The organism is Curtobacterium sp. MCBA15_008 (assembly GCF_001865065.1).
In the GTDB taxonomy this organism is placed as follows: Bacteria; Actinomycetota; Actinomycetes; order Actinomycetales; family Microbacteriaceae; genus Curtobacterium.
Map to the genome: position 1 here is coordinate 59,355 of NZ_MJGN01000006.1, position 25,147 is coordinate 84,501.

The window sequence follows — 25,147 nt, forward strand, 5'->3', positions numbered from 1 at the left end:
GCACGTTACGCGCGTCCCGTCGACTGCACAACCCCTCCGGTGTAGAAGGACGCATGGGTCAGCTCATCTACGACGGCGAGGCGCTCGACCTCCGGATCGACGACCGCGCGCTCACGCACCTGCAGATCGTCATCGTGAACATGCTCAGGCGGGAGCACCGGTTCGTGTTCTCGTGGAAGGACGACGTCGTCCACGGCAACGGCCGGAGCAGTATCTGGCTGCACCCGAACGTCAGCCTCCACTTCAAGTTCGGCGGCAGCCGCGTCCCGTCGATCAACCGCAGCTGGCTCGAGGAGCTCTACGCTGCGGCGACCTCGGGTGCCGGTCTCGTCCTGACGCCGGAGCCGGCGGACACCAGCACGGCGGACGACTCGGCGTGGTCGCGCGCCGTGGTGCCGGGCGACGCCGACGACGCGTCCGAGGACCACCAGCGCCCAGGCGGGGACCCGGCCTGATCCCTACCACAGGGGTACACGACGGTCAACGGGTTCCGCCGGGGCGTGCATCGACGTACGGTGCTCCTACCGCGATTGCGGTCCTCGCCGGAACAGGGAACCGGGGTGGACACGTCCGCGGTCGAGGGGGAACCACGTGGTGGGAGTCCTGGATCAGGGGCCTCCCGGGCCACGAACGCTCCCTCGCCGCCGCCCCGGCGTGGATTCGGGTTCTGCACCGGGGCGGCGGACAGCGCGCTCCGTCGCGCGCCGCGGGGTCAGTACACGTCGCGGACGTACCGCTTCCCGCGCCGCATGTCGGCGAGGTACGCCTGCGCGTCGTCCTCGCCACGGCCGCGCTGCGAGCCGATGACGGACAGCAGAGCCGACTCGACGTCCTTCGCCATCCGCGAGGCGTCGCCGCACACGTACACGTGCCCGCCGTCCTCGAGCCACCGGTACAGCTCCGCGCCCTGCTCGAGCATCCGGGTCTGCACGTAGACCTTCTCGGCCTGGTCGCGCGAGAACGCCAGGTCGAGGCGGTGCAGCACTCCCTGCTCCTGCAGTGACGTGAGCTCGTCCTGGTAGACGAAGTCGGTGTCGCGGTGCTGGTCACCGAAGAACAGCCAGTTCCTGCCGGTCGCCCCGGAGACCGCCCGCTCGTGCAGGAAGCCGCGGAACGGCGCGATGCCGGTCCCCGGCCCGATCATGATCATCGGCGCGCTGTCGTCCGCCGGCACCCCGAACGCGGCGTTCGGCTGCAGGTACACGTCGACGGTGCCGTCGGGGGAGACCCGGTCGGCGAGGAACGTCGACGCCACGCCGGCGTACATCCGGTGCGGGTCGCCGTACCGGACCGAGGCGATGGTCAGGTGGATGCGGTCCGGGTGCGCCAGCGGGCTCGACGAGATCGAGTACTGCCGCGCCTGCAGCGGCCGCAGGTTCGGCAGCAGCTCGTCGAGTCCGGGCGCGGCCGGGCCGGCGTCGCGGAGCAGGTCGAGGACGTCCCGGCCCCAGAGCCACCGGTCGAGCTCGTGCTTGTCGCCGTGCGAGACGACGGCGGCGAGTTCGCTCGACGGCGCCCGCTGCACGAGGTCCGCGATGAGGTCCTTCGACGGCGTCCGGACCTCGCGGTCGGTCCGGAGGACCTCGGCGATCGGCCGACCGTCGAACGCCTCGTCGCCGGTCGCGCCGACCTGCTCGAGCAGCTGCTCGACGAAGACCTCGTCGTTGACGGGCACCACCGCGAGCGCGTCACCGGCCGCGTACTCGATGCCGGAGTCGCCCAGGTCGAACTCGTAGTGCCGGATCTCCTTCGCGCTGCGCGGCGAGGAGAGCAGCCGGTTCTCGACCAGGCGCGACGGGTACGGGTTGCGCTTGTTCCATTGGGCACCCGGCCTGGAGGCGCGGCTCGCCCCCGGCGCGCCGGCTGCGGTGGTCGACGTGGCCGGTGCGGCGCCCGCCGTCGGCGCGGCTCCGGCCTCCGCAGCGAGTCGGTCGAGGACCGCGGCGGTCCAGAGCGCAGCCTGGTCCTCGAAGTCCACGTCGCAGTCCACGCGGTCGTGGACCCGCGTCGCGCCGAGCTGCTCGAAGCGGGTGTCGAGGAGCTTGCCCGCCTGGCAGAACTCGTCGTAGCTGGTGTCGCCGAGGCCGAGCACCGCGTACTGGAGCCCCTCGAGCCGTGGCACGGTCGTCGCCTGGATCGCGTCCCAGAACAGTCCGGCGTTGTCGGGCATCTCGCCCTCGCCGTAGGTCGAGGTGACCACGAGCACGTGCGACATCCCGGCGAGCTGCTCCGGTGTGACGGCGTCGAGCGCGCTCGCCCGGCCGCCGAGTCCGCGGGCCGTCGCACCCGCGACGAGCTCGTCGGCCAGGAACTCGGCGTTGCCGGTCTGCGTGCCGTAGAGCACGTCGATCGTCGTCGTCGGCGCGGGGGCGGCCGTCTTCTTGCCGGCCGCCGCGATGCCCGCGATGAACCCGGCGAGCCAGGACTCCTGCGCGGCGGAGAACGGGGCGTCGACCGGGATCAGCGAACCGGTGGGGGGCAGGGTGCTCACGCGGTCACCGCCTCGGTCGGGGCCTGCGGTGCACGGCGGGCGATGTCCTCGAGCGCCGCGGTCGCGAGGAGCTCGTCGAAGCGGGCCTCGCGGACGCGGCCGTCGTTCTTGGCGTTCTGGTGCATGATCCACCCGGTGGTGCCGGGCGCGTCCATGCTGCGGTTGTTCCGCTGCGTGAGCGCGCGCTTGTAGTCGTCGAGGCGCTTGATCGCGATGAGGGTCGCGAGCTCGTCGTCCGCGAACCGGTCGAGCGTGCCGCGGAGGTACTTCACGACGCGCTGCTTCACGAAGAAGTCCTCGGTGAGGATGAGGTTCTTGACCGCCTCGGTCACCCGCGGGTCGTTCGGCCCCGCGGCGCCCGGGACGCGCTCGAGCGCCAGGTCCTGCGCAACGCCGAGCACCGTGTACGACGACAGCAGCGAGAACATGTCGTCGCCCTGGTCGCCGAGCGACGGAGCACGGCCACCGAGCACGGCGCGCTGGTCGCGGTAGTCGACCTTGAACGCGCGGAGCTTGTCGGTCGCGATCGAGGTCGCGAGCTCGTCGAGCAGTTCGTTCCGGGTCGCCGCCGCGAGGATCTCGCCGGCGTCCTGGGTGAGCAGGAGCGCGCGGGGCATGCCGACGTAGACGTGCGCGCGGGTGGTCTCCCACTCGGCGAGCAGCCGCTCGGCCAGCGCGGAGCCGGTCGCCTCGAGGTGCCACTCGAGGAGCAGCCGTGCGGCGTCCTCGTGGAAGGCGCCCCTCGCGGTGTCGGTGACGGGGAACACGAGGAGCGAGTCCGTGCTGGCGCGCTCGGCGACCTGACCGGACGGGTCGTACTGGTACAGGAACCCGCCGGACATGCCGTTGCCGAGGCCCTTGCCGAACGACCCGAGGTTGAACACGGCGCCGCCGGTCATGTACTCGCAGCCGAAGTCGCCGACACCCTCGACGACGGCGGTCGCCCCGGAGTTGCGGACGGCGAACCGGTCGCCCGCCTCGCCCTCGACGAAGGTGCGGCCACCGGTGGCGCCGAACAGCGCGAAGTTGCCGACGAGGACGTTGCCGCCCCGCTCGGCGCTGCCGCCGCCCGGCGCACGGACGATGATCCGGCCGCCGCTCTGGCTCTTGCCGACGCCGTCGTTCGCGGTACCGGTGTGGTCGAGCACGACGCCGTCGTTGTTGAACACGCCGTAGGACTGCCCGGCCGACCCCTGCGTGCGGATCGTCACCGCGCCGTCCACCAGGCGACGACGACCACGGTCGTCGGTGGTCACGGCGGGGAGCCCGGCGACGTCGTCCGCGCCGAGCTCGTGGTTCAGCAGGCGCTCCAGGTCGATGCCGAGCTGGCCGCCGACCGACTTGTCCGCGTTGCCGAGCAGCACACCGTGCACGAGCACGTGCTCCTGGGCGTGGTCGACCAGGGCAGTGCGGACCCGCTCGAGCAGCGCGTCGTCGGTGTGGAAGTCCTTCTCGAGGTACTCCGGGTCGACGACGACCTTCTCGGGCACCTGCGCGAGGAGGGCGCGGACGTCGAGCCGTCCGACGCTCGCCGGGTGGTCGAGGAGCTGCAGCAGGTCGGTGCGGCCCCGGGCCTCGCGCAGGGAGCGCAGGCCGAGGCGGGCGAGGATCTGCCGGACGTCGTGGGCGATGTTGAGCAGGTACTGCGCGAGCGCGCGCGGGTCGCCCTCGAACGCCTCGGCGTTCGTGGTGAGGCCCGCCGGGCACTTCACGTTGCAGTTCTTCGCCATCACGCAGCCGAGCATCATCAGCGCGGTGGTGCCGAACTCGAAGCTGTCGCCGCCGAGCAGCGCGCTCGTGACGACGTCGCTGCCGGTCTGGTGCGCGCCGGAGCAGCGGAGCGTGACCTTCTGACGGAGGCCGTTCGCGACGAGGGCCTGGTGGACCTCGGCCACGCCGATCTCCGCCGAACGCCCGGCGTACTTCAGGCTCGTGACCGCAGCGGCCCCGGTCCCGCCGGTGTTGCCCGCGACGTTGATGACGTCCGCGCCGGCCTTCGCGACGCCGACCGCGATGGTGCCGATGCCCTCGGAGGACACCAGCTTCACGATCACCCGGACGCGGGCGGCCTTGCAGTCGTGGATGAGCTGCGCGAGGTCCTCGATCGAGTACGTGTCGTGGTGCGGCGGCGGCGAGATGAGCTCGACGCCGGGCGTGCCACCACGGGCCGCGGCGATGTCCACCGTGACCTTCGGCGCGGGCAGCTGACCGCCCTCGCCGGGCTTCGCGCCCTGGCCGATCTTGATCTCGAGCTCCTCGAGCATCGGGTCGGCGAGGTAGCCGGCCCAGATGCCGAACCGGCCCGAGGCGAACTGCTTGATGCGCGAGCCGCGGATGGTGCCGTAGCGCGAGTGGTGCTCGCCGCCCTCGCCGCTGTTCGACATGCCGCCGACCATGTTCGTGCCGTGCGCCACCGCTTCGTGCGCGGTCGCGACGAGGGCACCGTGGCTCATCGCGCCGGACGCCAGGGTGCGGGTGATCTCGTGGGCCGGCTGGACCTCGTCGAGCACGACGCTCGCCGGGGCGCTCTCGAGCAGGGCGAGCAGGTCGACCGCCGGACCGGTGGCGCGGAGCGTCACCTGGGTCTCGTCGACGGCGTCGACGTCGACCAGGCCCGGGTGCAGCAGCGCGAGCCCGTCTGCCAGGGCCGCGTGGCGCAGTGCACCCGTGGCCCCCGTGGAGGAGAGCTCCAGGCGGAAGCGAGCCGTGCCTCCCGGCAGGTCCTGGTCGTCCGACGGACGCGAGCCGGACAGGCCGCGCACCGTGATGCTGGCGTTGCCGGTGGTGGCGAAGCGACCGAGCTCGCGGGCGAAGTCCTCGGCCTCGTCGATGCCCGTGACGTCCGCGGGCAGCGCGAGCACGTCGCGGAGTGCCGCGGGACGGCGTGAACGCTCGTCGTGCGTGGTCTGCAGGAACGTGACGTAGCCCGGCGTGATCCGGTGCGCGTCGATCTCGGCGTCGCTCAGCCGGTCGTACCCGGTGTTGCGGTACGCGGCGTCGGTGATGCCGAACGAGTCGTCGAGCTGGCCGAGCGTGAGCAGTCGCAGTGCGTCCGAGTCGCCGGAGCGCTCGAAGGCCGGACGCTCCTCGGTCATGCCGCCGAAGCCGCGCACGCTGGCGACGCCGAACGAGTGCCCGGCGCCGTCCGAGCGTTCCTTGAACAGGCCGAGCAGGGGCACCTGGCCCTCGGACTCGACGGTGCGGGCGCGCTCGTGCCAGTCCGTCGCCGCCTGCGCGATGCGGGCGAAACCGACACCGCCGACGGGCGCCTGCATGTGCGGGAAGACCCGAGCGAACAGGTCGTCGCGGGTGTCGAGGTAGTTCGGCTCGAAGAACTCGCCGCCGATGTAGCTCTCCGCCGTGCACAGGCCGACGCGTCCCATCGTCTTCGCGAGGGCCTTCTCGGCCGCCTTCCGGAACTGCTTGAGCGCCAGGTCCGTCGCGGTCAGCTCGCCGGCGGGTGCCGGCGCAGCGGGGTACTTCTCCTCCGCACGCAGACGCGCGGACAGGCTGTACACCGCAGCGGCGCCGAAGCCGAGCGCCGTCGCGACGTGGTGCGACGACGGCAGCTGGCCGGACTCGGCGACGACGGACACGCGCAGGCGCAGGCCGGTCTCGATGAGCCGCTGGTTCACGGCGGCCACGGCGAGGATCACCGGGAGCGGGGCACGGGTGGACGAGACCTCGCGGTCGGTGACCACGGCGATGCCGCCGGTGGCCTTCGCGAACTGCTCGACGGCGTCGCAGAGCGCGTCGACGGCGGCGCGCATCGCGTCCGCGTTGGCCCGTTCGTCGCCGAGCACCGGGGTGTAGAGCATGTCGAAGCGTTCCAGCGGGACGATGTCCTGGTCGCGCAGGCGCACCATGTCGAGGTGCCCGAGGATCGGGGACTGCACGACGAGCTGCCGGGTCGGCGTGCCGGTGCCGCTGCCCGTACCGTCCGGCTTGCTGCCGAGTGTCACGCGCATGCTCATGCCGTCGGCTTCGCGGATCGAGTCGAGCGGCGGGTTCGTCACCTGGGCGAAGCGCTGCGAGAAGTACTTCGCCATGCCGCCCTCGGTGTCGCTGAGGGCGTTGATCGCGTTGCCGTAGCCCATCGCCGAGATCCGCTCCGACCCGTTCTGCAGCATCGGGTCGAGCATGAACCGGAAGCTCTCCTGGTTCAGCGAGTACGCCACGTACCGGCCCTGCAGCGACAGATCGCCGTCGTAGCCGAGCGTGCTCGTCGTGCGGTGGTACTCCGGCGCCGGCAGGTCGTCGAGGTTCACCCGGGCGGCGTCGAGCAGGGTCTTGTAGTCGCGACGGTCGGCGAGCATGCGCAGGACGTCGTCGGTGCGCATGAGCGTGCCTGTGCGGTGGTCGACGACGAGCATGCCGCCGGCCTCGATGCGCCCGCGGTGCACCACCTCGTCGGCGTCGAACTCGACCTGACCGGCCTCGGACGACACCATCAGGTACTCGGCGGTCTGCACCGAGCGCAGCGGTCGGAGGCCCAGGCGGTCGAGTCGGGCACCGACGACGTCGCCGTCGCTGAAGATCACCGCGGCCGGGCCGTCGTTCTTCTCCTCGTACAGCGAGAAGTACTCGAGCATGTCGCGCACGTCGGGCGTCAGCGTGCGGTCGTTCTCCCACGCCGGCGGCATGAGCGAGACCACGGCTTCGACGATCTCGAGGCCGTCGTCGAACACCCGGCTCTGCAGGGTCTGGTCGAGGCGGCTCGAGTCGGACTGCCCGGGCGGACGGACGATGCTCCGGGTGCGGGCACGGGCCAGGGCTTCGTCGGACAGGCGGTTCTTGCGGTCCGTGTTGAGCTCGCCGTTGTGCGCCATCAGGCGGAACGGCTGCGCCATCGTCGGGTGCGGCTCGGTGTTCGTCGAGAAGCGCGTGTGGAAGTACAGCGTCCGCACCGAGTGGCGCGGGTCGCGCAGGTCGGTGAAGTACCCGATGACCTCGCCCGAGTTCAGGCGGCCCTTGAGGATCTGGGTCCGGGCGCTGAGCGACAGCGGGTACAGGGCTGCGTGCTCGGCGCGGTCGGCGGCGGCCTGCCCGTAGGAGACGGCCTCGATCGCGAGCAGGGCGCGGTTCGCGGCGGCGTCGACCTCCGCACGGGCCCATTCGTCGGGCGCGCGGAAGACCCACTGGACGATCGGCAGTTGGTACTGCTCGGCCTCGGGGCGGGCGACGGAGTGGTCCACCGGGACGTCGCGGACGAGGAGGAGCTCGAAGCCCTGCTGCTCGATGGCGTCGGTGACGGTGCGCACGGCTGCGGCCCGTTCGTCCGTGCCGTCCGGGGCTGCGCCGGTCGGCGCTGCGCCGGTGGGCACGAAGCAGTTCGCGACGCCGAAGTGGCCCGCCCGCAGGTGCTCGCCGGTGATCGCGCTGAAGAACTCCACCGACAGGTCGATGCTGACGCCCGCGCCGTCCCCGACACCCTCGGCGGACTTGCCGCCGCGGTGGGGGATCGCGCAGAGCGCTTCGTCGCCCTTGCGGATGACGTCGTGGCTCGGCGTGCCGTCGAGTCGGGTGATGAAACCGACGCCGCAGTCGCTCGATTCGCGGGCAGGGTCGTAGAGACCGAAGGAGGAGGGGTTCACGTGTGCGGGTCCAGTGGGGCGTTGCCGGCAGCGGACGGCCAGGCTGCATCGATGGAGCGCTCGCCGCGGGCAGACCGGTGGTGACAGTCGGGCCCTGTGGGGTGGTGGTGCGGTAGGGCGATGCTACGGCCTGGTATACCGAGCACGCAACACCACAGCGCGCGGGCCGTTCGGCGGGATCGGCAGGCCGCCCGGTGGGGTCAGCGCGGGAGCAGGATCTGGACGACGGCGATGACCGCGAGCACGGCGATCGGGACGCCCGCGATCCAGGCTCCGGCGCGCATCTGGGTCCGGCGGATGGTCGGCGCCGCGTGCGAGCTGCGTGCGAACTCGGTCGCCGCGACGAGCTCCGGCGCGGCAGCGGGCGGTGCGGGCTCCGGCTGGGGGCGGTCGTCCTCGAACGCGGGGACCTCGACGACCAGGTCCTCGGGGCGCGGTCGGCCGGGCAGTCGTGCGAAGTCGTTCGGCATGCGGGCCTCCTCGTCCGGTGTGCTCAGTATGCGCCGTGCGCCGTCGGAAGGGCTGGCCCCGAGTCGCGCCCGCTCCGGTCTTCGCAAGACGCAACCTCGGCGACTCCTCGCAGCGGTGTTCCGCTGCGGGCAACCGCCCGGGTTGCGTTTTGCGGGCGGCCGGGCGGCCGGGCGGCCGGGCGGCCGGGGCGGCGGGCCGGCCGGCGGGGGCCCGGCCAGCGCCCGCGTCAGGTGTAGCGGCGGGCGGCCCGGACGGCGGCGCCGCGGTAGGACCCGCCGAACAGGAACACGTGCAGCAGCAGCGGGGCCAGCTGGTGCAGCTCCACGCGCTCCTGCCAGCCGTCGGCCAACCGGGACTCGGCGTCGTACGCGTCGAGCACGGTCTCGAGCCGGGGGAGCCCGAACAGTGCCAGCAGTGCCAGATCGGTCTCGGCGTGGCCGCCGTGCGGGTTCGCGTCGATGAGCACGGCGCCCGTCGGCTCGGAGTGATCACCGGGCCAGAGGACGTTCCCCGCCCAGAGGTCGCCGTGCAGCCGCGCCGGCCGATCCCCGACGAGCGCGGGCTGCGGCGACCCGAGCGTCCCGTCCTGCACCCGGTCCGCAACCCGGTCGAAGAGCGCGACCTCGTCGGGATCGAAACCGGGGCCGAAGCCGCGGCCCGCCCCGCCGCGGTCGACGATCCGGCGTACGTAGTCGCGGATGCGGTACTCGGCGAAGAACTCGCCCCACGTCGCGGGGGCGTGCGCCGCGGTGACGAACGCCGTCCCCGAGCGACCCATCCGGAGCGGCCCGTCATCGGGGAAGCCCGGGGCCGGCGTTCCCCAGCCGTCCGCGCCCGCAGCGTGGGTGTGCGCCAGCGACCGGCCGAACCGCTCCGCCTGCTGCGCCGTGGGGGAGCCGTCGTCGATCAGCTCGAGGTCGAGGACGGTCGGGCTCGGACGATCGAGGACGCGGGCGATCCGCGTGCCGCCGGCCGCTTCGGCTTCGGCCAGCCAGGCCAGCCCGGCGGCCTCGGCAGTGGCTTCGTGCGGGGTGGTGAAGGTCTTCACGTGCGTCTCGGCCATGTGCCCATCCTGCCGACCGCGTCCGACCGGCGACTCAGTACCCCCGACCTCAGCGCCGGGCGGCGTGCACCACCAGGGCGAGCTGCACCCGGTTCTCGACCCCGAACTTCTCGTAGACGTGCCCGATGTGCGTCTTCACCGTCGCCAGCCCCACGAACAGGTCGGCGGCGATCTGCGCGTTCGACGCTCCGTCCGCCACGGCGAGGGCGACCTCGGTCTCGCGCTCGGTCAGGAGTGCGAGCAGTCGACGCTCCTCGGCACCGTCGGCCTCGCGCGTCGGCCGTGGCTGCGCCGCGAACGCGATGACCCGGTCGAGGACGGACGGCGACAGGATCGAGCGGCCCGCTGCGACCGTCCGGACCGCCTCGACGAGTTCGTGCGGCGGGGTGTCCTTGAGCAGGAACCCCCGTGCACCGGCCTGCAGCGCCCCGAGGACCATGTCGTCGCCCTCGAACGTCGTCAGGACCAGCACCGCGAGGTCCGGGCGGCGACGCAGTTCACGCTCGGTCGCGACCAGCCCGTCGCACCGCGGCATGCGGATGTCCATGAGCACGACGTCGGGTTCCGTCGTCGCGATGACGTGCGCGGCCTCGAGCCCGTCGCCCGCCTCGCCGACCACCTCGACGTCGTCGTCGCCGGTGAGCAGGAGCCGGAGGCCGGCACGCACCAGGTGGTCGTCGTCGACGAGGACGACGCGGATCCGACCCGTCACGCGGTCCACGGCAGCACCACCTCGACGACGTGCACCCGGTCGGTCCCGACCCCGGCGCGGAAGGTGCCGCCCACGAGCCGGGCGCGCTCGGCGAGCCCGCGCAGGCCGTGGCCGGCGGTGTCCGGCGGCGCGGGGCCGTCCGCCACGGTGTTCGACACGACCACCCGGAGCGCGGGGCCGTCGAGGACCTCGACCACCACGTCGACGACACGCCCCGGGGCGTGCCGACGGGCGTTGGTCAGTCCCTCCTGCACGATCCGGTACGCATGACGCCCCACCCCCGTCGGAGCCGACGAGGCGCCTGCGTCGATGTTCGCCCGGACGACCGCACCGCCGGCGCGTGCCTCGTCGAGCAACTCGGGCAGGTCGACCAGGGTCGGCTGTGGCGGCGCGGTAGCGGTGACCTCGTCGCGACCGGTCGAGGTGGGGTCGCGCAGGACTCCGAGCACGTCGCGCAGGTCGGTGAGCGCCGAGTGCGCCTCGGCCCGGACCACGCCGGCCGCCGCAGCGGTCTCGTCGGGGGTGAGTCCGGGGCCGCGGTACTCGAGCGCGCCGGCGTGCAGCGCGACGAGGGAGAGGCGATGGCCGAGCACGTCGTGCATCTCGCGTGCGATGTGGGCGCGTTCCTGTTCGCGGGCGCGGTCCTCGCGCAGCTGCTGCTCCCGTTCGACCAGCGCCGCCCGCTCGCGGAGCGACAGCAGGAGCGCCCGGCGCTGCCCGATCCCGATGCCGATCGCCACGAGCAGCGCGATGCCGCCGGCCCCCACGGCGACGATCTGCCACACCGGCGTGTCCTGGTCCGGCGCGAGGACGACGTCGTAGAGCACGGTGGCGCCGAGCATGACCGCCCCGGCGATCGCGAGCTCGACGGCTCGGCGCCGGGTGGCGAGCGACACGAGGGCGAGCGCAGCGGCGCCCACGGCCAGCGTCGACACCGAGCTGAGGGCGGCGATGACGACGGTGACCAGCAGCGGCGCGCGGTGCCGGAACGGCAGCAGGACGGCGGCGACCAGGCCGGCGGCGAAGTCCCCGAGGACCAGGCCCCCGACGTGCGCGTCGCTCCAGCCCCGGGTGTCCATGGTCGGCCAGACCAGCGCGGCGGTGACGAGGCCGGTCAGGACGGCGACGGCCAGCCGCCACGACTCCGCCCACACCCGGCGCCCCCGGGAGACGTCGGGCAGTGCGGTCGTGGTCATGTGCCGAGCCTAGGGAGCGGGGGACCCCGGCGGATCAACCGAAGGTCGGACACGTCACACCGCGTCGACCAGTGCCCGAGCGAGCGGGTGCCACGCCCGCGAGGACGGTCCGCTCAGCACCAGCGTCCGCTCGAGCCGCCGCGCCATCGGCACCATCACGAGGTCCGGCGGCAGCATCACCCGCCCGAGCGTCGGCACGATGGAGACCCCCTCGCCCCGTTCGATCATGCCGAACATGGTGCTCATCTCACGCACCCGGTGGGCGTAGCGGAAGGGCTGCCCGTCGAGCTCGTGCAGCTTCTGGATCTGGTACTCACACCCACCGCCACCGGCGACCAGGCCGTCCTCGTGCAGGTCGTCGAGCGTCGGGGCGGGCAGGTCCGCGAGCGGGTGGTCGCGGCGGACGACGGCGGCCATCTCGTCCTGCGCGACGACCACGCCCCCGTCGGGCACCGGCGTCGGGTCGACCAGGACGGCGGCGTCGACCGTGCCGGCCTCGAGCCACTCCGGCATCTCGTCGTCGTCGCCCTCGTAGACCTGCACGTCGACGTCGGGCAACGTCACCGCCCACAGTTCGCGGAGCCGCGGCAGCAGGCCCTGGCAGACGGTGGGGACGGCGGCGAGGCGCACGGTGCCGCGGGCCGTGGCGGGCCGGACCACTGCCTCCAGGGCGTCGACGGAGGCGAGCACGCTGCGGGCGTGGGCGAGCAGTCGGTCGCCGAGCGGGGTCGTGGCGGCGGCGCCGCCACGGCGGACGACGGGGCCACCGACCTCGCGCTCGAGACCGGCGACGGCGTGCGAGACCGCGGACTGGCCGACGCCGAGCGCGGTGGCGGCGCCCGTGAACGACCCGGCGTCGACCGTCGCGACGAAGGCGCGGAGCTGGGGGACCGAGACGGTCATGCGTCGTCCTCATGTCGGCATGAACCGCATGTGTTTGCCGCATGCGCTGGAGGTGTCGACACTAGGCGACATGAACGCGGTCCTCTACCTCCTCGTCGCACTCACCTGGGGCTCGAGCTTCCTGTTCGCGAAGATCGGGCTCGACGGCCTCGCGCCGCAGCAGGTCGCGACCGTCCGGACCGTCCTCGGTGCCGTCACGCTCGTGCTGGTCCTGCTCGCGACGCGGCGTCGCTGGCCCCGGGAGCCGAAGGTGTGGGCGCACCTGCTCGTCGTGTCCGTGTTCCTGAACGCCGTGCCGTCGTCGCTCATGGCGTGGGCCGAGCAGACAGTACCGTCCGGACTCGCGAGCATCTACAACGCGACGACGCCGATCATGACGATGGCGGCGCTCGCCGTGCTCGTGCCCTCCGAGAAGCTCCGCGGGCGTCAGGTGGTCGGGATCGTGCTCGGCATCGTCGGCGTGCTCGTCCTGGTCGGCCCGTGGGACGTCATCGGCGACCCGGCGGTGCTGGCGAGCATCCCGGGGCAGGTCGCGCTCCTCGGGATGACGGCGTGCTACGGCATCGGGCTGGCGTACCTGCGTCGCGTCGCCGTGACGAGTTCGTACGACCCGGTGACGCTCGCGACGGTGCAGCTCACACTCGCCTCCGGGCTGCTCCTGCTGGTCGCGCCCGCGATCGCCACCGGTCCGGTGCAGCTGGACTGGAGGATCGTGGCCGCGATGGTCGCACTCGGTTGCGTCGGCACGGGGCTGGCCTACGCGTGGAACACCAGGCTCGTGCAGGCCTGGGGCGCGGGCCGCGCCTCGACCGTGACCTACCTGACACCGGTCGTCGGCGTGGCGCTCGGGGTGCTGGTGCTCGGCGAGCGGGTTCGCTGGAACGAACCGGTCGGGGGACTCGTCGTGCTGGTCGGCATCGCGCTGGCGTCCGGCGTGCTCACCCGTCGTCGTCTGCGACCCGTCGGAGAGGGCGCCCGTACGCTGGCCCGGTGACCCCTCGTCCGCGACGCTCCCTGCCGAGTCTCCTGGTGGCGTCGTCGCACCCGGGACCCACCCTGACCGTGACGGTGCTCGCCGCCGTGATCGCCGCGGCGGTCGGACACCCGGTGTGGTTGGTCGTCCTCGTGGCGCTGACGGTGGTCGCCGGACAGCTGTCCATCGGGCTCGCGAACGACTGGATCGACGCCGACCGCGACCGAGCCGTCGGGCGGTCGGACAAGCCGGTCGCACAGGGCCTCGTCGCCGTCGGCACCGTGCGCACTGCGGCGTTCGTCACGGCCGGCGTCGCGGTCGTCCTGTCGCTCTTCCTCGGACCGGTGGCGGCGCTCGCGCACCTCGTGCTCGTCGCCGCCGGGTGGGCCTACGACGCCGGGCTCAAGCGGACGGTGTGGTCCGTCGTGCCGTTCGTCGTCGCGTTCGGACTGCTGCCCGTGGTGGCGGTGTCGGCCGGCCCCGACGCGCCCTGGCCGGCGTGGTGGGCGCTGGCGACGGGCGCGGTGTTCGGGGTGGCGATCCACTGCACGAACGTGCTGCCCGACCTGGTGGACGACGCGGCGACGGGCGTCCGCGGGTTCCCGCACCGGCTCGGCCTGCGGGGTGCCGGCATCACGGCCTTCGGCTCGCTCGTGGTCGCGGCGCTGCTGGTGCTCGGCGGGCAGGTCCTCGGCGACGACCCGGTGCGCGGCGTCGGGGTCGTGCTGGCCGTGGTCGGCACCGTCGTGGTGGTCGTGCTCGCGGCGGTCGGGATCCGGCTGGTGGTCGTGGGGCGCGCCTCGAGGACCCTGTTCCGGTTGGTGATCGCGTCGTCGCTCGTGCTGGTCGTCGAGCTCGGGCTGGCCGGCGCACGACTCGTGGCCTGAACGCAGCGCCTCGTGACCGGACCCGTCAGGACCAGCGCATGGCGTAGAGCCGGGCCAGGCCGTGCGCGGTCGGCAGGGACAGGGCGGTCCGGAGCAGCGCCTCCCGGCCGACGGCACCCAGCGCACCCAGCGGGCGGCCGAGCGCCATGTTGACCTCGGCCTGTCGTGCCGCGCGACCGGCGGAGGCCTGCCGGCGTCGCGCGTAGCCGGGCCACGGCCCGGGTGATCCGGAGGCGACCGCGTGGGCGAGGAGCGGGGCGAGCTCGGCGGCGTCGAGCCAGCCGAGGTTCATGCCCTGCCCGCCGATGGGGCTGATCTCGTGCGCGGCGTCCCCGGCGAGGACGACCCGTCCGACGCCCACGCGGTCGGCCGCTCGGCGGCGCACGCGGAACCCGCTCGTCATCGAGCAGCTCGCGGGGTCGGGCGCGACGCCGGTCCGTTCGGCGACGAGCGCGGCGAGGCGGACGGCGACCTCGGGTTCCGGTTCGCCGTAGCTCGTGCCGGCGGCGGCGAAGGCCTCGTCGTCGGGGACCAGCACGACGTAGCGGCGTCGGCCGTGGGGGAGCGGGAAGGACTCGACCACCCCGTCCGGCCCGACGTCGACGAGCGCGGCTGACCGGGCGGACGGTTCCTCCGGGTCGGCGAAGTCGCCCATCACGTAGCGGTCCGGGTAGTCCCGACCGGTGGTGCCGATGCCGAGGAGGTCGCGCACGACGCTGCGGGCGCCGTCCGCACCGACGACGAACGCGGCCCGGACGGTCACCGCGGCGTCGTCGGGTCCGGTGCCGGTCACGTCGACGTGGTCGCGGTGGCGCCGGAGCCCGGACAGGGCCGTGCCGGTGCGGAGCGACGTCGGGGCGAGCTCCTCGAGGCGGTCGCGCAGCAGCGTCTCGGTGCGGTGCTGGTCGAGCGTGGCGACGTACGGGTGCGTTGCCGAGGCGCGGTCGAAGGTGAGGGTGCCGAGCGCTCGGCCGCGGCTGCGGGCCACCCCGGTGCGCACCTTGGTGGCCTCGGCGAGCACCGGCCCGTCGAGGCCGATCGTCGCGAAGGCGTCGAGCGACGGCGGGTGGATCCCGATCGCGCGGGAGCCGACCGGGGGCGCCGCACGACGCTCCCACACGGCGACCCGCACGCCGCGGGCGGCGAGGAGCGCAGCCGTGAAGAGGCCGACGGGGCCACCGCCGACGACGAGGACGTCGACGCGCTCCGTGGTCACGGTGCGAGCCTACGGGGCTGGGTGACGTGTCCACCCAGCCCCGCGGGTGGCTCTGGGTTCGCGTGCTGCGCGGGGTCTCGTCGGGGGAGCAGGAATCGTCGGGTCGCCCGGGTGCACCCGACGGTTCGTGCTCCCTCGACCGTCGGACGGTTCGTGCTCCCTCGACCGTCGGACTGGAGGCACAGTGCGGGGCCGCCACGCGCCTCCTGTCGGTCAGGTGGTCGCGTCCGCCGTCTCGCGGCCGGTCCGGTCGGCTGCGACGAGGCGGCGCGCCTCGCGCAGCCGCTTCCGTGCGCGCTCCACCGGCACCTCGACGGCGTACGCGGCGCCGACGGCCACCAGCAGGGCGACCGCGACGAGCCAGACGTCCCCCCACGGCCCGATCGCGAAGGTGCCGAGCAGGGCGATCACGAGCGGGTGCCACAGGTACGCCGAGTAGGAGACGCGTCGCCCGAACCACGACACCGGCGTCCACGCGAGCGCGACGGACACGGGCGAGCGGACGGACACGAGCCCGCCGATCAGGAGCGCCGAGATGAGCCCGGTGACGGGCAGCACGACACCGAACGACCAGGCGTGCTGCGTCCAGTCGTCGTCGATCCAGAACTGCACGCCGACGAGGAGTGCGAGGCCGACCCAGGTGCCGACGTGTCCGGCGATACCGGCTGCCCAGGTGCGGACCCGCTCGTCGTCGAGGAGCAGCGCGAGCAGGCACCCGGTCGCCAGCGGCACGACGCCGAGCACGGGGGAGAAGTACACGTCCGGGGTGGCGCCGCCGTTCGGCGTGCGGTAGCTCGCCCACGACGCCGCCGCCGCCGCGACGATGACGACGCCGAGGCCGGCCATCAGCCAGTGTCGGCGCGACCGAACCGCGAGCAGCAGCACGAGGACGGGCGGCCAGACGAGGTAGAACTGCTCCTCCATCGACAGGCTCCACGTGTGCGCGAAGACGCCCTGCGTGGTGTCCCAGTACGACCGGAACAGGTTGCCGGTGTAGCTCAGGGCGATGAACGCGGCCTCACCCGGGGAGAACGACGCGCCCTTGTAGTCGCCCACCCAGTTCCAGAGCGCGAGCCCGACGACCACGAGTGCGAGCAGCGCCGGGTAGAGGCGGAGGAGCCGCTTCGTCCAGAACGACCCGAGCCGGATGCGTCCGGTGCGGCGACGCTCGCCGAGCAGCAGCGTCGAGATGAGGAAGCCGGAGAGCACGAAGAACACGGTGACGCCGATGAAGCCGCCCTCGAACTGCGGTACGTGCAGGTGGTAGAGGATCACGATCATGATCGCCACCGTGCGGAGGCCGTCGAGTGCCGGGGCGCGGTGCGTCAGCGGCGGCGGCGGGGTCGGCCGTGCCGGGGTGTCGCCGCGCGCGGGTCTGGTCCGCGAGCGCTCCGCCGCGAGTGTGCTCGTCTCCACGTCCCCTCCCTGCGGGGTCGGCCTGCCTGGTCTCCACCAGGGTCCTCTCCGCAGGTAAGAGCGGCCTCAACGACCGGGGTGCACCAGACGGGTCAGGGCGTCGAGCCGCTCGTCGGCGATGGCGGCGAACGGCCGGTCCTCGTCGGCGGCGATCCACTGCGCGAACGACAGGTGGAACACCGTGACGGCCGTCTCGGCTGCCATCGTCGCGGCCGGCTCCGGGACACCGCGCGCGCGGAGGACCTCGCCCAGCCGTGTCTTCAGGGTCGCCAGCTTGCCGAGTTCCCGTTCGCCGAGGGCCGGGTTCGCGTCGATGATCACCTGCCGTTGCCTCGACCAGGGTCGGCGGTCGTCGGGGAAGAACGCGCCGCTGGCGACGAGCGCGAGCCGCACGAGGTCGAACGGCGCGGTGTCGGCTGGGGCGGCCTCGATCGGACCGGTGAACATCGCCAGGAAGTCGTCCTGCCCGGCGAAGAGGACCTCGCGCTTGTCGGCGAAGTGCCGGAAGAACGTGCGCTCGGTGACCTCGGCGGCAGCGGCGATCTCGGCCACCGTCGTCTGGTCGTAGCCGTGAGACGCGAAGAGCTGCAGTGCCGTCGCCTGCAGGCGTTCTCGCGTTCCGGGTTGCCATCGGGCCATGGCCGAAGTCTACTGATGACAGTCGCTGACATCGAGTGCTACGGTGATGTCAGTTCATGACATCACGTTGTGGACACCCGTGAAAGGACTCACCATGCACGTGTTCGTCACCGGGGCCTCCGGATGGATCGGCTCCCACACCGTCGACGACCTCCTCGCAGCCGGCCACACCGTCACCGGCCTCGCACGGTCCGACGCCTCCGCCGCAGGGCTCGAGGCGAAGGGAGTCACCGTCCTCCGCGGCGACCTCGACGACCTCGACGCGATCCGCCGCGGCGCGACCGAGGCCGAGGGCGTCCTGCACCTCGCGAACAAGCACGACTGGGCGAACCCGGCCGCCACGAACGCCAGCGAGCGTGCCGCCGTCGAGACCATCGCCGGGGCCCTCGTCGGCACCGACCGTCCGTTCGTCGTCGCCTCCGGGGTCGCCGGACTCGCACAGGGCCGACCTGCGAACGAGCAGGACCCCAACCCCTTCGTCGGCCCGGACAGCATGCGCGGCGGCAGCGAGAACCGTGCCCTCGACTTCGTCGCCCAGGGCGTCCGGAGCATCGCCGCCCGCTTCAGCCCGACCACGCACGGCACCGGCGACCACGGCTTCATCGCCGCGATCGTCGGCGCCGCGCAGCGCACCGGCGTGTCCGGCTACGTCGGCGAGGGGACGAACACCTGGGCCGCCGTGCACGTCACCGACGCCGCGCGACTCGTCCGGCTCGGACTCGAGCGGGCACCCGCTGGCACGAAGCTGCACGCCGTCGCCGAGACCGCGATCCCGACGCGGGCGATCGCCGAAGCCATCGGCGAGGGACTCGGGCTGCCCGTGACCTCGGTCGACCCGGCCGACGCGGTGTCCCACTTCGGGTTCATCGGGCAGTTCTTCGGCATGGAGATGTCCGCGACGTCCGGCGCCACGCGCGACCTCCTCGGGTGGGAGCCGACCGGACCGGGGCTGCTCGAGGACATCGCCGCAGGCGCCTACTCCGCCGTGCGGGTGGCGTAGCGAGCACGCGCTGGGCTGCGTGGTCCGTCGAGGGAACAGAAATCGTCGGGTGCCATCGAGGGACCCGACGATTGCTGCTCCCCCGACGCCCCGGCGGACGCCCGCGCCCCCCGTGCCGCGCGCGCCCCGAGACCCGCGCCTACTCGGCCTTCTGCATCTGCCAGGGCTCCGGCTCGCGGTCCCCGTTCGGGCGCACCGGCCGGACGTCGCCCACGATCGGGATCGAGCGCTTCCGCATGAACCACAGGTAGCGGACGAAGAAGTGCGACAGGGTCGACAGCCGGTTGCCGTTGCCGAGCAGCGACGCGATGTGCACCGCCACCCAGGCCGCCCACGCGATCGGCCCGACGAGCGTGATGCCACCTCGGAGCTGCGCGACCGCGGCGTTCGTGCCGATCGTCGCCATCGTGCCCTTGTCGAAGTACTTGAAGTGCTCGCTCGGCTTGCCCTCGACGCGCCGCACGATCTGCCGTGCGCAGTGCCGGCCACCCTGCAGCGCGGGCTGTGCGAGCTGGGCGAGGGCGTCGTCCTGTGCGGCGATGTCGCCGGCGGAGAAGATCCGCTCGACGCCCTTCACGCTGAGGTCGTCGTTCACCTGGATGCGTCCGCCGTGGGTCTGCGGCATCCCCCACCCGGCGACCTCCTTGTGGGCGGCGACACCGGTCGCCCAGATGACCTGCGACGCGGGGATGAACTCGCCCTCGGCCGTCATCACGCCGTCGGGCTTGACCTCGGAGACACCCGTGTTCAGCCGCAGCACGACGCCGCGCTTCCGCAGGATCTTCGCCGCGTACCGCCGGAGCCGCGGGGCGAACGGCTTGAGGAGCTCCCCGCTGCGGTGCACGAGGGTGATCGAGATGTTGCCCCGCTCGATCTCGGGGTACGCGCCGACGAGGGCCTGGTCGCGGAGCTCGGCGAGCGCACCGGCCATCTCCACCCCCGTCGCACCGCCGCCGACGATGACGACCTTGATCTCGTCGGGGCCCTGGTTCGCCGCGGCTTCCTCGAGCCGGGTGAACAGCTCGTCGCGGATCCGGAGGGCCTGCGAGCGGGAGTACATCGAGTACGCGTACTCGTAGGCGCCGGGGGTGCCGAAGTAGCTGGTGTTCACCCCGTTCGCCAGGATGAGCCAGTCGTAGTGCAGGTGCTCGCCGTCGGACATCTCGGCGATGCGCTCGTCCGTGCGGATGCCGGTGAGCAGGCCGTGTCGGAACTCGGCGTTGCTCTGCTTCGCCCGGAGGCTGCGGAGGAAGTACGTCACGTCCCCGGCGTTCAGGCCGCCGGTCGCCACCTGGTACATGAGCGGCTGGAACATGTTGTAGACGTGGCGGTCGACCAGGGTCACCCGGACCGGAGCGTCGGCGAGCTCGCGCATCGCGGCGACACCGGCGAATCCACCGCCGACGATGACGACGTGCGGGCGGGTGTCCTGGGGCATGCTGATTCCGGCTTCCTCGGTTGGTGAGATGGTCACCTCAGAGGGTACGCGCGGTTCGCCAACGCCCCGTTCACAGGGCCGGCCTGGAGGCGCGGCTCGGTTCCGTCACGCCTCCAGCGGTGCGTAGGTGCTCAGGACGTTCCCCTTGCTCGTCACGGTGCTGTCGACCAGCCGCAGGCGCGTGGGCGGGTCGGTCGGCTCGAAGAGCTTGCGGCCGGCGCCGGCGATCGCGGGGTGCACCATGAGCTGGAGTTCGTCGAGGAGGCCGGCGAAGAGCAGGTGCCGGACCACGGTCACGCTGCCGCAGACCGCGATGTCCGCGCCGTCGCGCTGCTTGAGGTCGCGCACGAAGTCGTCGAGGTCGCCCGTGATCCGCGTGCTGTTCTGCCACGCCAGGTCGTCGCCGAGGGTGGTCGACGCGACGTACTTCTCGATCGGGTTGATCCACTGGCCGAAGCCGTCCTCGGGGTGGGCGGGCCACCACTCGGCCCACTCGAGGTAGCTGTTCTTCCCGAGCAGCACGGTGTCGGTGCGGGCCATGAACGCGCCCATCCCGGCCCCGAGCTCGTCGTCGAAGGAGTCGTACTGGAACGTGTACGGGTCCTGCACGACGTTGTCGACGGAGGCGAACAGTCCTGCGGTGACCTTGCGCATGACCGGAGCGTAGCCCTCAGCTGTTCCCAGCGGAACCGCTCGTGTCGGATCCGGTCCCCGTGCCGCCCCGGGGGCCGTCGCCGGGGAACTGCCCGGTGCCGCCGCCGTTCGCGCCGGGGACCTGCGTCGTCCCGTGGCCGGCGCCCCCGATGGCGTGCCCGACGGCGAAGCCGACGCCTCCGCCGACGAGCAGCGCGGCGAGGCCGACGGCCACGGCGACGATCGGCCAGAACCACGGCGGCTTGGGTCCCGTCCGCGGCGCCGCGGCAGCCGTGCCGTACCAGGGCGTCGGACCGGACGGGCCGAACGTCGGGGGCGGCGGGGTCGTGGAGGTCGCGGTGGAGGTCGGGGCCGGTGCGGCTGCCCACCCGCTGGGCGTGGCGTCGGTCGGGCGGTCGGCGGGCGTCGTGGGGGAGTCCTCGGTCATGCGGACGAGTGCACACCGGTTCCCTATCAACGGGTGATGACGAGGCTGACGCGTGACTGTGGAGCGGACGCGGGCGTGCAGGACCTGCCGCGTACCCTCGGCTCGTGGGCGCGAAGGTGGAGACGGTGTCGGTCGACGGACTGGCCGTGCGCCTGCACACCCTGGCCCCGGCCGGACGGCTCCACGACGACCTCGCACCGACGGTGGTCCTGGTGCACGGCATCGGGATGTCCCACCGGTCCTTCCGCCGGACGCAGCGCGCGCTCGCGGTCACCCACCGCACCGTCGGCGTCGACCTGCCCGGGTTCGGCGGGGTGCCCGGCGCCGGACGCCGGCTGCAGATCGAGGAGCTCGCCGACCTCGTCGTCCGAGCGGTCCGGTCGCGCGGTGCCGGTCCGCTCGTGCTCGTCGGGCAGTCGATGGGGACCCAGGTCGTCGCCGAGGCTGCTCGTCGGCACGCCGAGGCCGTCGAGTCCGTGGTGCTGATCGGGCCCGTCGTCGTGCCGGGTCGGCGGTCGGCCGTGCTGCAGGCGCTCGACCTCGCGCGGGACTGCACGGTCGAGGGCGTCCGGATGAACACCGTCGTGCTCACCGACTACTTCCGCAGCGTGCCGCAGTACCTCCGCGAACTCGGACCCATGCTCCGGCACCGCCTCGAGGACACCCTGCCGCACGTCGGGCAGCCCGTCCTCGTGGTCCGCGGCACCCGGGACCCGATCGCGCGGCGCGACTGGGCAGCACGACTCGCGGCGGCGGCACCCGACGGCAGGGTGGTCGAGCTCCCCGGGCCGCACCACGTGCAGGAGCACCAGCCGGTGGCCGTCGCCCGCCTCCTGGACGGTCTGCGGGCCGTCCCCGTGCCCGACGGCCGTACGCCGGACGACCAGACCCTGGAAGGACTTCGATGACGGACGCGACCACGTCCGGAGCCGGACCGACGCGCACGGACCGCACCGCGCCTCCCGTCCGGATCTCGCTGGTGCGCCGCGGATGGTGGGCCGCACTCGACTGGTGGTACGCGGCCAGGTGGCAGCTGCGGAGCCTCGGACCCACGACCGCCGACGACTACCGGACCGGGGACGGCCAGCCCGTCGTCGTGGTCCCGGGCGTCTACGAGACCTGGCACTTCATGCGCCCGTTGATGGACGCCCTGCACGACCGCGGACATCCGGTGCACGTGCTGCCGGTGCTGCGGCACAACCTGCGGCCGGTGCCCGAGTCGGCGCACGAGGTGCTGGCGTACCTCGAGGAACACGGCCTGCAGAACGTGCTCCTCGTGGCGCACAGCAAGGGCGGGCTGATCGGCAAGTACGCGATGGCACGCCTCGACGACCACGGGCGGATCGACCGGATGGTGGCGGTGTCCACGCCGTTCGCGGGCTCCGGGTACGCGCGACTCGCGCCGGTGCGGCACCTGCGGGCGTTCCGCGCGGCGGACCCGGTGCTGTCCGGGCTGGCGCGGGAGCTCGACGCGAACGCGCGGATCACCTCGGTGTTCGGGGTGTTCGACACGCTCATCCCGGAGGGCAGTGCGCTCGCCGGGGCGACGAACGTGCGGGTGCCGGTCGGCGGGCACTTCCGGATCCTCGGCGACGCCCGGACCCGCGAGGCCGTGCTGGCCGCCGCGGACGCGCCGCCCGCCGGCGGCGTCCCGGGGGCCGGCGGCGCCCCGGGTGCCCGAGATTCGGCCTGAGCGACACTTCTCGCGCCGAACAGCCCGAGAACTGTCGCGCAGCGCGAAACTCTGGGCGGCGCCGGCGGCGGCGCCAGCGAGACTCGGGGTGCCCTGCGGGTCAGGCGCCGGGCAGGAACAGGCAGAACGGGTGGCCGTCGGGGTCGAGCAGCACGCGCACGTCCTCCTGCGGCTGGTGCTCCGCCTGCCGGGCACCGAGCCCCTCGGCCCGGGCGACCGCGGCGGGCAGGTCCTCCACCTGGAAGTCGAGGTGCAGCTGCATGCCCGGAGCCTCCGTGGTGCCCGGCCAGGTCGGCGCCACGTACGCCGGTTCGTACTGCACGGAGAGCCCGGGGCCGTCCTCGGGGCGGACGCGCGCCCAGGTCGGGTCGTCCTCGTGCACGGTCCAGCCGGTGAGCGCGCCGTAGAAGCGGGCGAGGGCGATGGCGTCCGGGGACTGCAGCACGGTGGCGGAGAGCGTCGGCATCGACGGGTCAGCGGCGGTCATGCGGCGGAGCGTACGCCGCATGGCGTCCACGGCCTCGAACGAAGCGGGGCGCGGGCGGACCTCAGCGCGGCGCGACGCTCTGGCGCTCGACGATCCGGTGCGGGATCACGACGGTCTCGGGCGGGGCGTCGCGGTCCTCGATCCGACGCGTGAGCAGGTCGAGGGCAGCGGTCGCGAAGGCCCGACGGTCGAACGACACCGTGCTGAGCGCGGGGATCGCGTACGCGGCACCGTCGACGTCGTCGAACCCGATGACGCTCACCTGCTCCGGCACCCGGACGCCCCGGGCGGCGAGGACGTGCAGCACGCCGAACGCGATCGAGTCGGTGAACGCGAAGACGGCGTCGGGCAGCGGGTGCTCGTCGAGCCAGGTCGCGAACGCCGAGGCGGCCTCGCTCGTCGTCCAGCCGGCCAGCGGAACGCGGAGCGCCGGGTCGGGGTCGATGCCGGCGGCGGCGAGCCCGGCGAGGTACCCGCGCTCCCGCAGCTCGCTCGTGGCCGTGGGGGCGGTGGCGCGCGCGGCGCCGACGATCGCGATCCGACGGTGGCCCCGTCCCGTCAGGTACGCGGTGACCTGCTCGGACGCCGCCAGACTGTCGACGTGCACCTGGTCGACGTGCTCGGGCTCGACCTCGCCGATGACGACGGTCGGCGGCAGGCCCTCGGTCGAGGCGAGGACGCTCGCGCTGAGCGACACCGGGTTGAGGATCAGCCCGTCGACGAGGTGTGCGCGCGCACGGGAGACGAGGTCCCGCTCACGGGCCGGGTCGTTGCCGGTCTGGTCGAGCTGCACGGTCCAGCCGCGTTCGCGGGCGAGTTCCACGAACCACTGCGCCAGCTCGGCGGAGTACGCGCTCGCCATCTCGGGCAGCGTCAGCGCTATCGCGCCCGACCGCCCGTTCCGCAGGCCGCGCGCCGACAGGTTCGGCACGTAGTCGAGTTCGGCGAGCGCCTGCTCCACGCGCTCGCGGGTCTCCGGGCGCACCACGACGCCGCCGTTGATGACGTTGGAGACGGTCTTCGGCGACACCCCGGCGAGGGCGGCCACGTCCCGCACGGTTGCGCGCATCGGGACGAGCGTAGCGCGGGCGGGCGGGGACGGTGCACCCGGGCGTCAGGGCCGGACGTACCGGTGCACGTGCGTCGTGTACTCCACGGGGACGGTGTCGCGACCGGCGGTGTCCGGGTCCTGGTCGAGCAGCCGTTGCACGGCGGCGAGCAGTGCGGCCCGTTCGTCGTCCGGTCGCACGATGACGTAGCTGCGCGAGGCCACCATGTCGAGGAACGCCGAGCGCTCCTGCTCGTGCACCCACCGGAACCGCTCGTACCCGCCGTCGGCGAACGGGGCGCCGACGACGGGAGCACCGTGGTCCATCACCCGTGACTCCGGCTGCTGGACGAGCGCGCTGAGCCGGGCGGACCACGGCCGGGTCTCGTCGCGCACGTTCCACACCAGGCCGAGCACACCGCCGGGTCGGAGGACGCGTGCGACCTCGGCGGTACCGCGTGCCGGGTCGACCCAGTGCCAGGCCTGCGCGAAGGTCACGGCGTCGGCGGACCCGTCGTCGAGGGGGATCGCCTCGCCCGAGCCGTCGACCACCCGCACGTCGGGCACGGCGGCGGTGAAGCGCGCGCGCATCTCGGCGTCCGGCTCGACCGCGGTCACGGAACGCGCGTGTCCGACGAGGGTCCGGGTGAACTTCCCGGTACCCGCTCCGACGTCGACCACGAGTCCGGCGTCGTCCGGCAGGAGCCATTCGACCGCCGCCGACGGGTACCCGGGCCGTCCTCGCTCGTAGGCGTCGGCCGCCGCCCCGAACGACCGCGCGTGCTGCTCGAAGGTCATGCCCCCAGCCTGCCCGAGAACCCGAGCCCGAACCCGAGAAC

General features: G+C 73.2%; 22 protein-coding genes. 6 read left to right on the forward strand and 16 right to left on the reverse strand.

What is annotated here, in order from left to right:
- The first annotated feature begins 53 nt into the window (after positions 1-53).
- Positions 54-455 carry an ATP-dependent DNA ligase gene (locus BIU96_RS03085; RefSeq protein WP_071291142.1) on the forward strand — a complete coding sequence of 134 codons (402 nt, stop codon included), beginning with the start codon at positions 54-56 and terminating at the stop codon, positions 453-455.
- 257 nt (positions 456-712) lie between these two features.
- Here BIU96_RS03085 and BIU96_RS03090 read toward each other — a convergent pair whose 3' ends face one another.
- The 7 genes from BIU96_RS03090 to BIU96_RS03120 all read right to left on the reverse strand — a co-directional run bounded on the left by BIU96_RS03090 (position 713) and on the right by BIU96_RS03120 (position 12,430).
- Entirely contained in the window at positions 713-2,491 is a 1,779-nt protein-coding gene (locus BIU96_RS03090; protein ID WP_083402608.1) for a sulfite reductase subunit alpha, read from the reverse strand.
- Positions 2,488-8,085, reverse strand: a complete 5,598-nt coding sequence (locus BIU96_RS03095) for a glutamate synthase-related protein (RefSeq protein ID WP_071291143.1) — start codon at positions 8,083-8,085, stop codon at positions 2,488-2,490. Before BIU96_RS03095 ends, BIU96_RS03090 begins: the two co-directional genes overlap by 4 nt.
- 200 nt (positions 8,086-8,285) lie before the next feature.
- Positions 8,286-8,555: a hypothetical protein gene (locus BIU96_RS03100; RefSeq protein ID WP_071291144.1), complete on the reverse strand. Its 270-nt coding sequence runs from the start codon at positions 8,553-8,555 to the stop codon at positions 8,286-8,288.
- Between the two features lie 227 nt (positions 8,556-8,782).
- The gene (locus BIU96_RS03105; RefSeq protein WP_071291145.1) at positions 8,783-9,619 is read right to left on the reverse strand and encodes a fructosamine kinase family protein; all 837 of its coding nucleotides are present in this window, start codon (positions 9,617-9,619) and stop codon (positions 8,783-8,785) included.
- A 49-nt stretch (positions 9,620-9,668) separates the two neighbouring features.
- Entirely contained in the window at positions 9,669-10,340 is a 672-nt protein-coding gene (locus BIU96_RS03110) for a response regulator transcription factor (protein ID WP_071291146.1), read from the reverse strand.
- Positions 10,328-11,527 (reverse strand): sensor histidine kinase, encoded by a 1,200-nt coding sequence (locus BIU96_RS03115; protein WP_071291147.1) that lies wholly within the window; start codon positions 11,525-11,527, stop codon positions 10,328-10,330. The genes BIU96_RS03110 and BIU96_RS03115 overlap by 13 nt, the downstream gene beginning before the upstream one ends.
- Before the next feature lie 54 nt (positions 11,528-11,581).
- Positions 11,582-12,430, reverse strand: a complete 849-nt coding sequence (locus BIU96_RS03120; protein ID WP_071291148.1) for a LysR family transcriptional regulator — start codon at positions 12,428-12,430, stop codon at positions 11,582-11,584.
- A 70-nt stretch (positions 12,431-12,500) separates the two neighbouring features.
- Between BIU96_RS03120 and BIU96_RS03125 the strand changes: the two genes are divergently transcribed.
- Positions 12,501-13,424 carry a DMT family transporter gene (locus tag BIU96_RS03125; RefSeq protein WP_071291149.1) on the forward strand — a complete coding sequence of 308 codons (924 nt, stop codon included), beginning with the start codon at positions 12,501-12,503 and terminating at the stop codon, positions 13,422-13,424.
- Complete coding sequence (locus BIU96_RS03130; protein ID WP_071291150.1) at positions 13,421-14,290, forward strand: UbiA family prenyltransferase; 870 nt, start codon at positions 13,421-13,423, stop codon at positions 14,288-14,290. The genes BIU96_RS03125 and BIU96_RS03130 overlap by 4 nt, the downstream gene beginning before the upstream one ends.
- A 25-nt stretch (positions 14,291-14,315) precedes the next feature.
- Here BIU96_RS03130 and BIU96_RS03135 read toward each other — a convergent pair whose 3' ends face one another.
- From BIU96_RS03135 to BIU96_RS03145, 3 genes are all read right to left on the reverse strand, one after another.
- Positions 14,316-15,506, reverse strand: a complete 1,191-nt coding sequence (locus BIU96_RS03135; RefSeq protein ID WP_071291151.1) for an NAD(P)/FAD-dependent oxidoreductase — start codon at positions 15,504-15,506, stop codon at positions 14,316-14,318.
- Between the two features lie 213 nt (positions 15,507-15,719).
- Positions 15,720-16,922: an acyltransferase gene (locus tag BIU96_RS03140; RefSeq protein ID WP_071291152.1), complete on the reverse strand. Its 1,203-nt coding sequence runs from the start codon at positions 16,920-16,922 to the stop codon at positions 15,720-15,722.
- A 66-nt stretch (positions 16,923-16,988) separates the two neighbouring features.
- Positions 16,989-17,561, reverse strand: coding sequence for a TetR/AcrR family transcriptional regulator (locus BIU96_RS03145; RefSeq protein WP_071291153.1), 573 nt, complete (start codon positions 17,559-17,561; stop codon positions 16,989-16,991).
- Between the two features lie 94 nt (positions 17,562-17,655).
- Between BIU96_RS03145 and BIU96_RS03150 the strand changes: the two genes are divergently transcribed.
- Complete coding sequence (locus tag BIU96_RS03150) at positions 17,656-18,561, forward strand: SDR family oxidoreductase (RefSeq protein WP_071291154.1); 906 nt, start codon at positions 17,656-17,658, stop codon at positions 18,559-18,561.
- Between the two features lie 139 nt (positions 18,562-18,700).
- Here the strand turns inward: BIU96_RS03150 and BIU96_RS03155 are convergent, their stop codons facing one another.
- From BIU96_RS03155 to BIU96_RS03165, 3 genes are all read right to left on the reverse strand, one after another.
- On the reverse strand, positions 18,701-20,035 hold the full coding sequence (locus BIU96_RS03155) for an NAD(P)/FAD-dependent oxidoreductase (RefSeq protein ID WP_254785922.1): 1,335 nt from the start codon (positions 20,033-20,035) through the stop codon (positions 18,701-18,703).
- A gap of 69 nt (positions 20,036-20,104) precedes the next feature.
- The gene (locus BIU96_RS03160) at positions 20,105-20,653 is read right to left on the reverse strand and encodes a dihydrofolate reductase family protein (protein WP_071291156.1); all 549 of its coding nucleotides are present in this window, start codon (positions 20,651-20,653) and stop codon (positions 20,105-20,107) included.
- Between the two features lie 16 nt (positions 20,654-20,669).
- Positions 20,670-21,080, reverse strand: a complete 411-nt coding sequence (locus BIU96_RS03165) for a hypothetical protein (protein WP_071291157.1) — start codon at positions 21,078-21,080, stop codon at positions 20,670-20,672.
- Positions 21,081-21,184: 104 nt separating this feature from the next.
- Here BIU96_RS03165 and BIU96_RS03170 point away from each other — a divergent pair, with 104 nt between their 5' ends.
- Positions 21,185-21,988: an alpha/beta fold hydrolase gene (locus BIU96_RS03170; protein WP_071291158.1), complete on the forward strand. Its 804-nt coding sequence runs from the start codon at positions 21,185-21,187 to the stop codon at positions 21,986-21,988.
- The gene (locus BIU96_RS03175; protein ID WP_368072963.1) at positions 21,985-22,773 is read left to right on the forward strand and encodes an esterase/lipase family protein; all 789 of its coding nucleotides are present in this window, start codon (positions 21,985-21,987) and stop codon (positions 22,771-22,773) included. Before BIU96_RS03170 ends, BIU96_RS03175 begins: the two co-directional genes overlap by 4 nt.
- Before the next feature lie 100 nt (positions 22,774-22,873).
- On the opposite strand, the gene BIU96_RS03180 is transcribed toward BIU96_RS03175, so the two are convergent.
- From BIU96_RS03180 to BIU96_RS03190, 3 genes are all read right to left on the reverse strand, one after another.
- Positions 22,874-23,260: a VOC family protein gene (locus tag BIU96_RS03180; RefSeq protein WP_071291159.1), complete on the reverse strand. Its 387-nt coding sequence runs from the start codon at positions 23,258-23,260 to the stop codon at positions 22,874-22,876.
- 61 nt (positions 23,261-23,321) lie between these two features.
- Positions 23,322-24,329, reverse strand: a complete 1,008-nt coding sequence (locus tag BIU96_RS03185) for a LacI family DNA-binding transcriptional regulator (RefSeq protein ID WP_071291160.1) — start codon at positions 24,327-24,329, stop codon at positions 23,322-23,324.
- A gap of 45 nt (positions 24,330-24,374) precedes the next feature.
- On the reverse strand, positions 24,375-25,106 hold the full coding sequence (locus BIU96_RS03190; RefSeq protein ID WP_071291161.1) for a class I SAM-dependent methyltransferase: 732 nt from the start codon (positions 25,104-25,106) through the stop codon (positions 24,375-24,377).
- Positions 25,107-25,147: the final 41 nt, after the last annotated feature.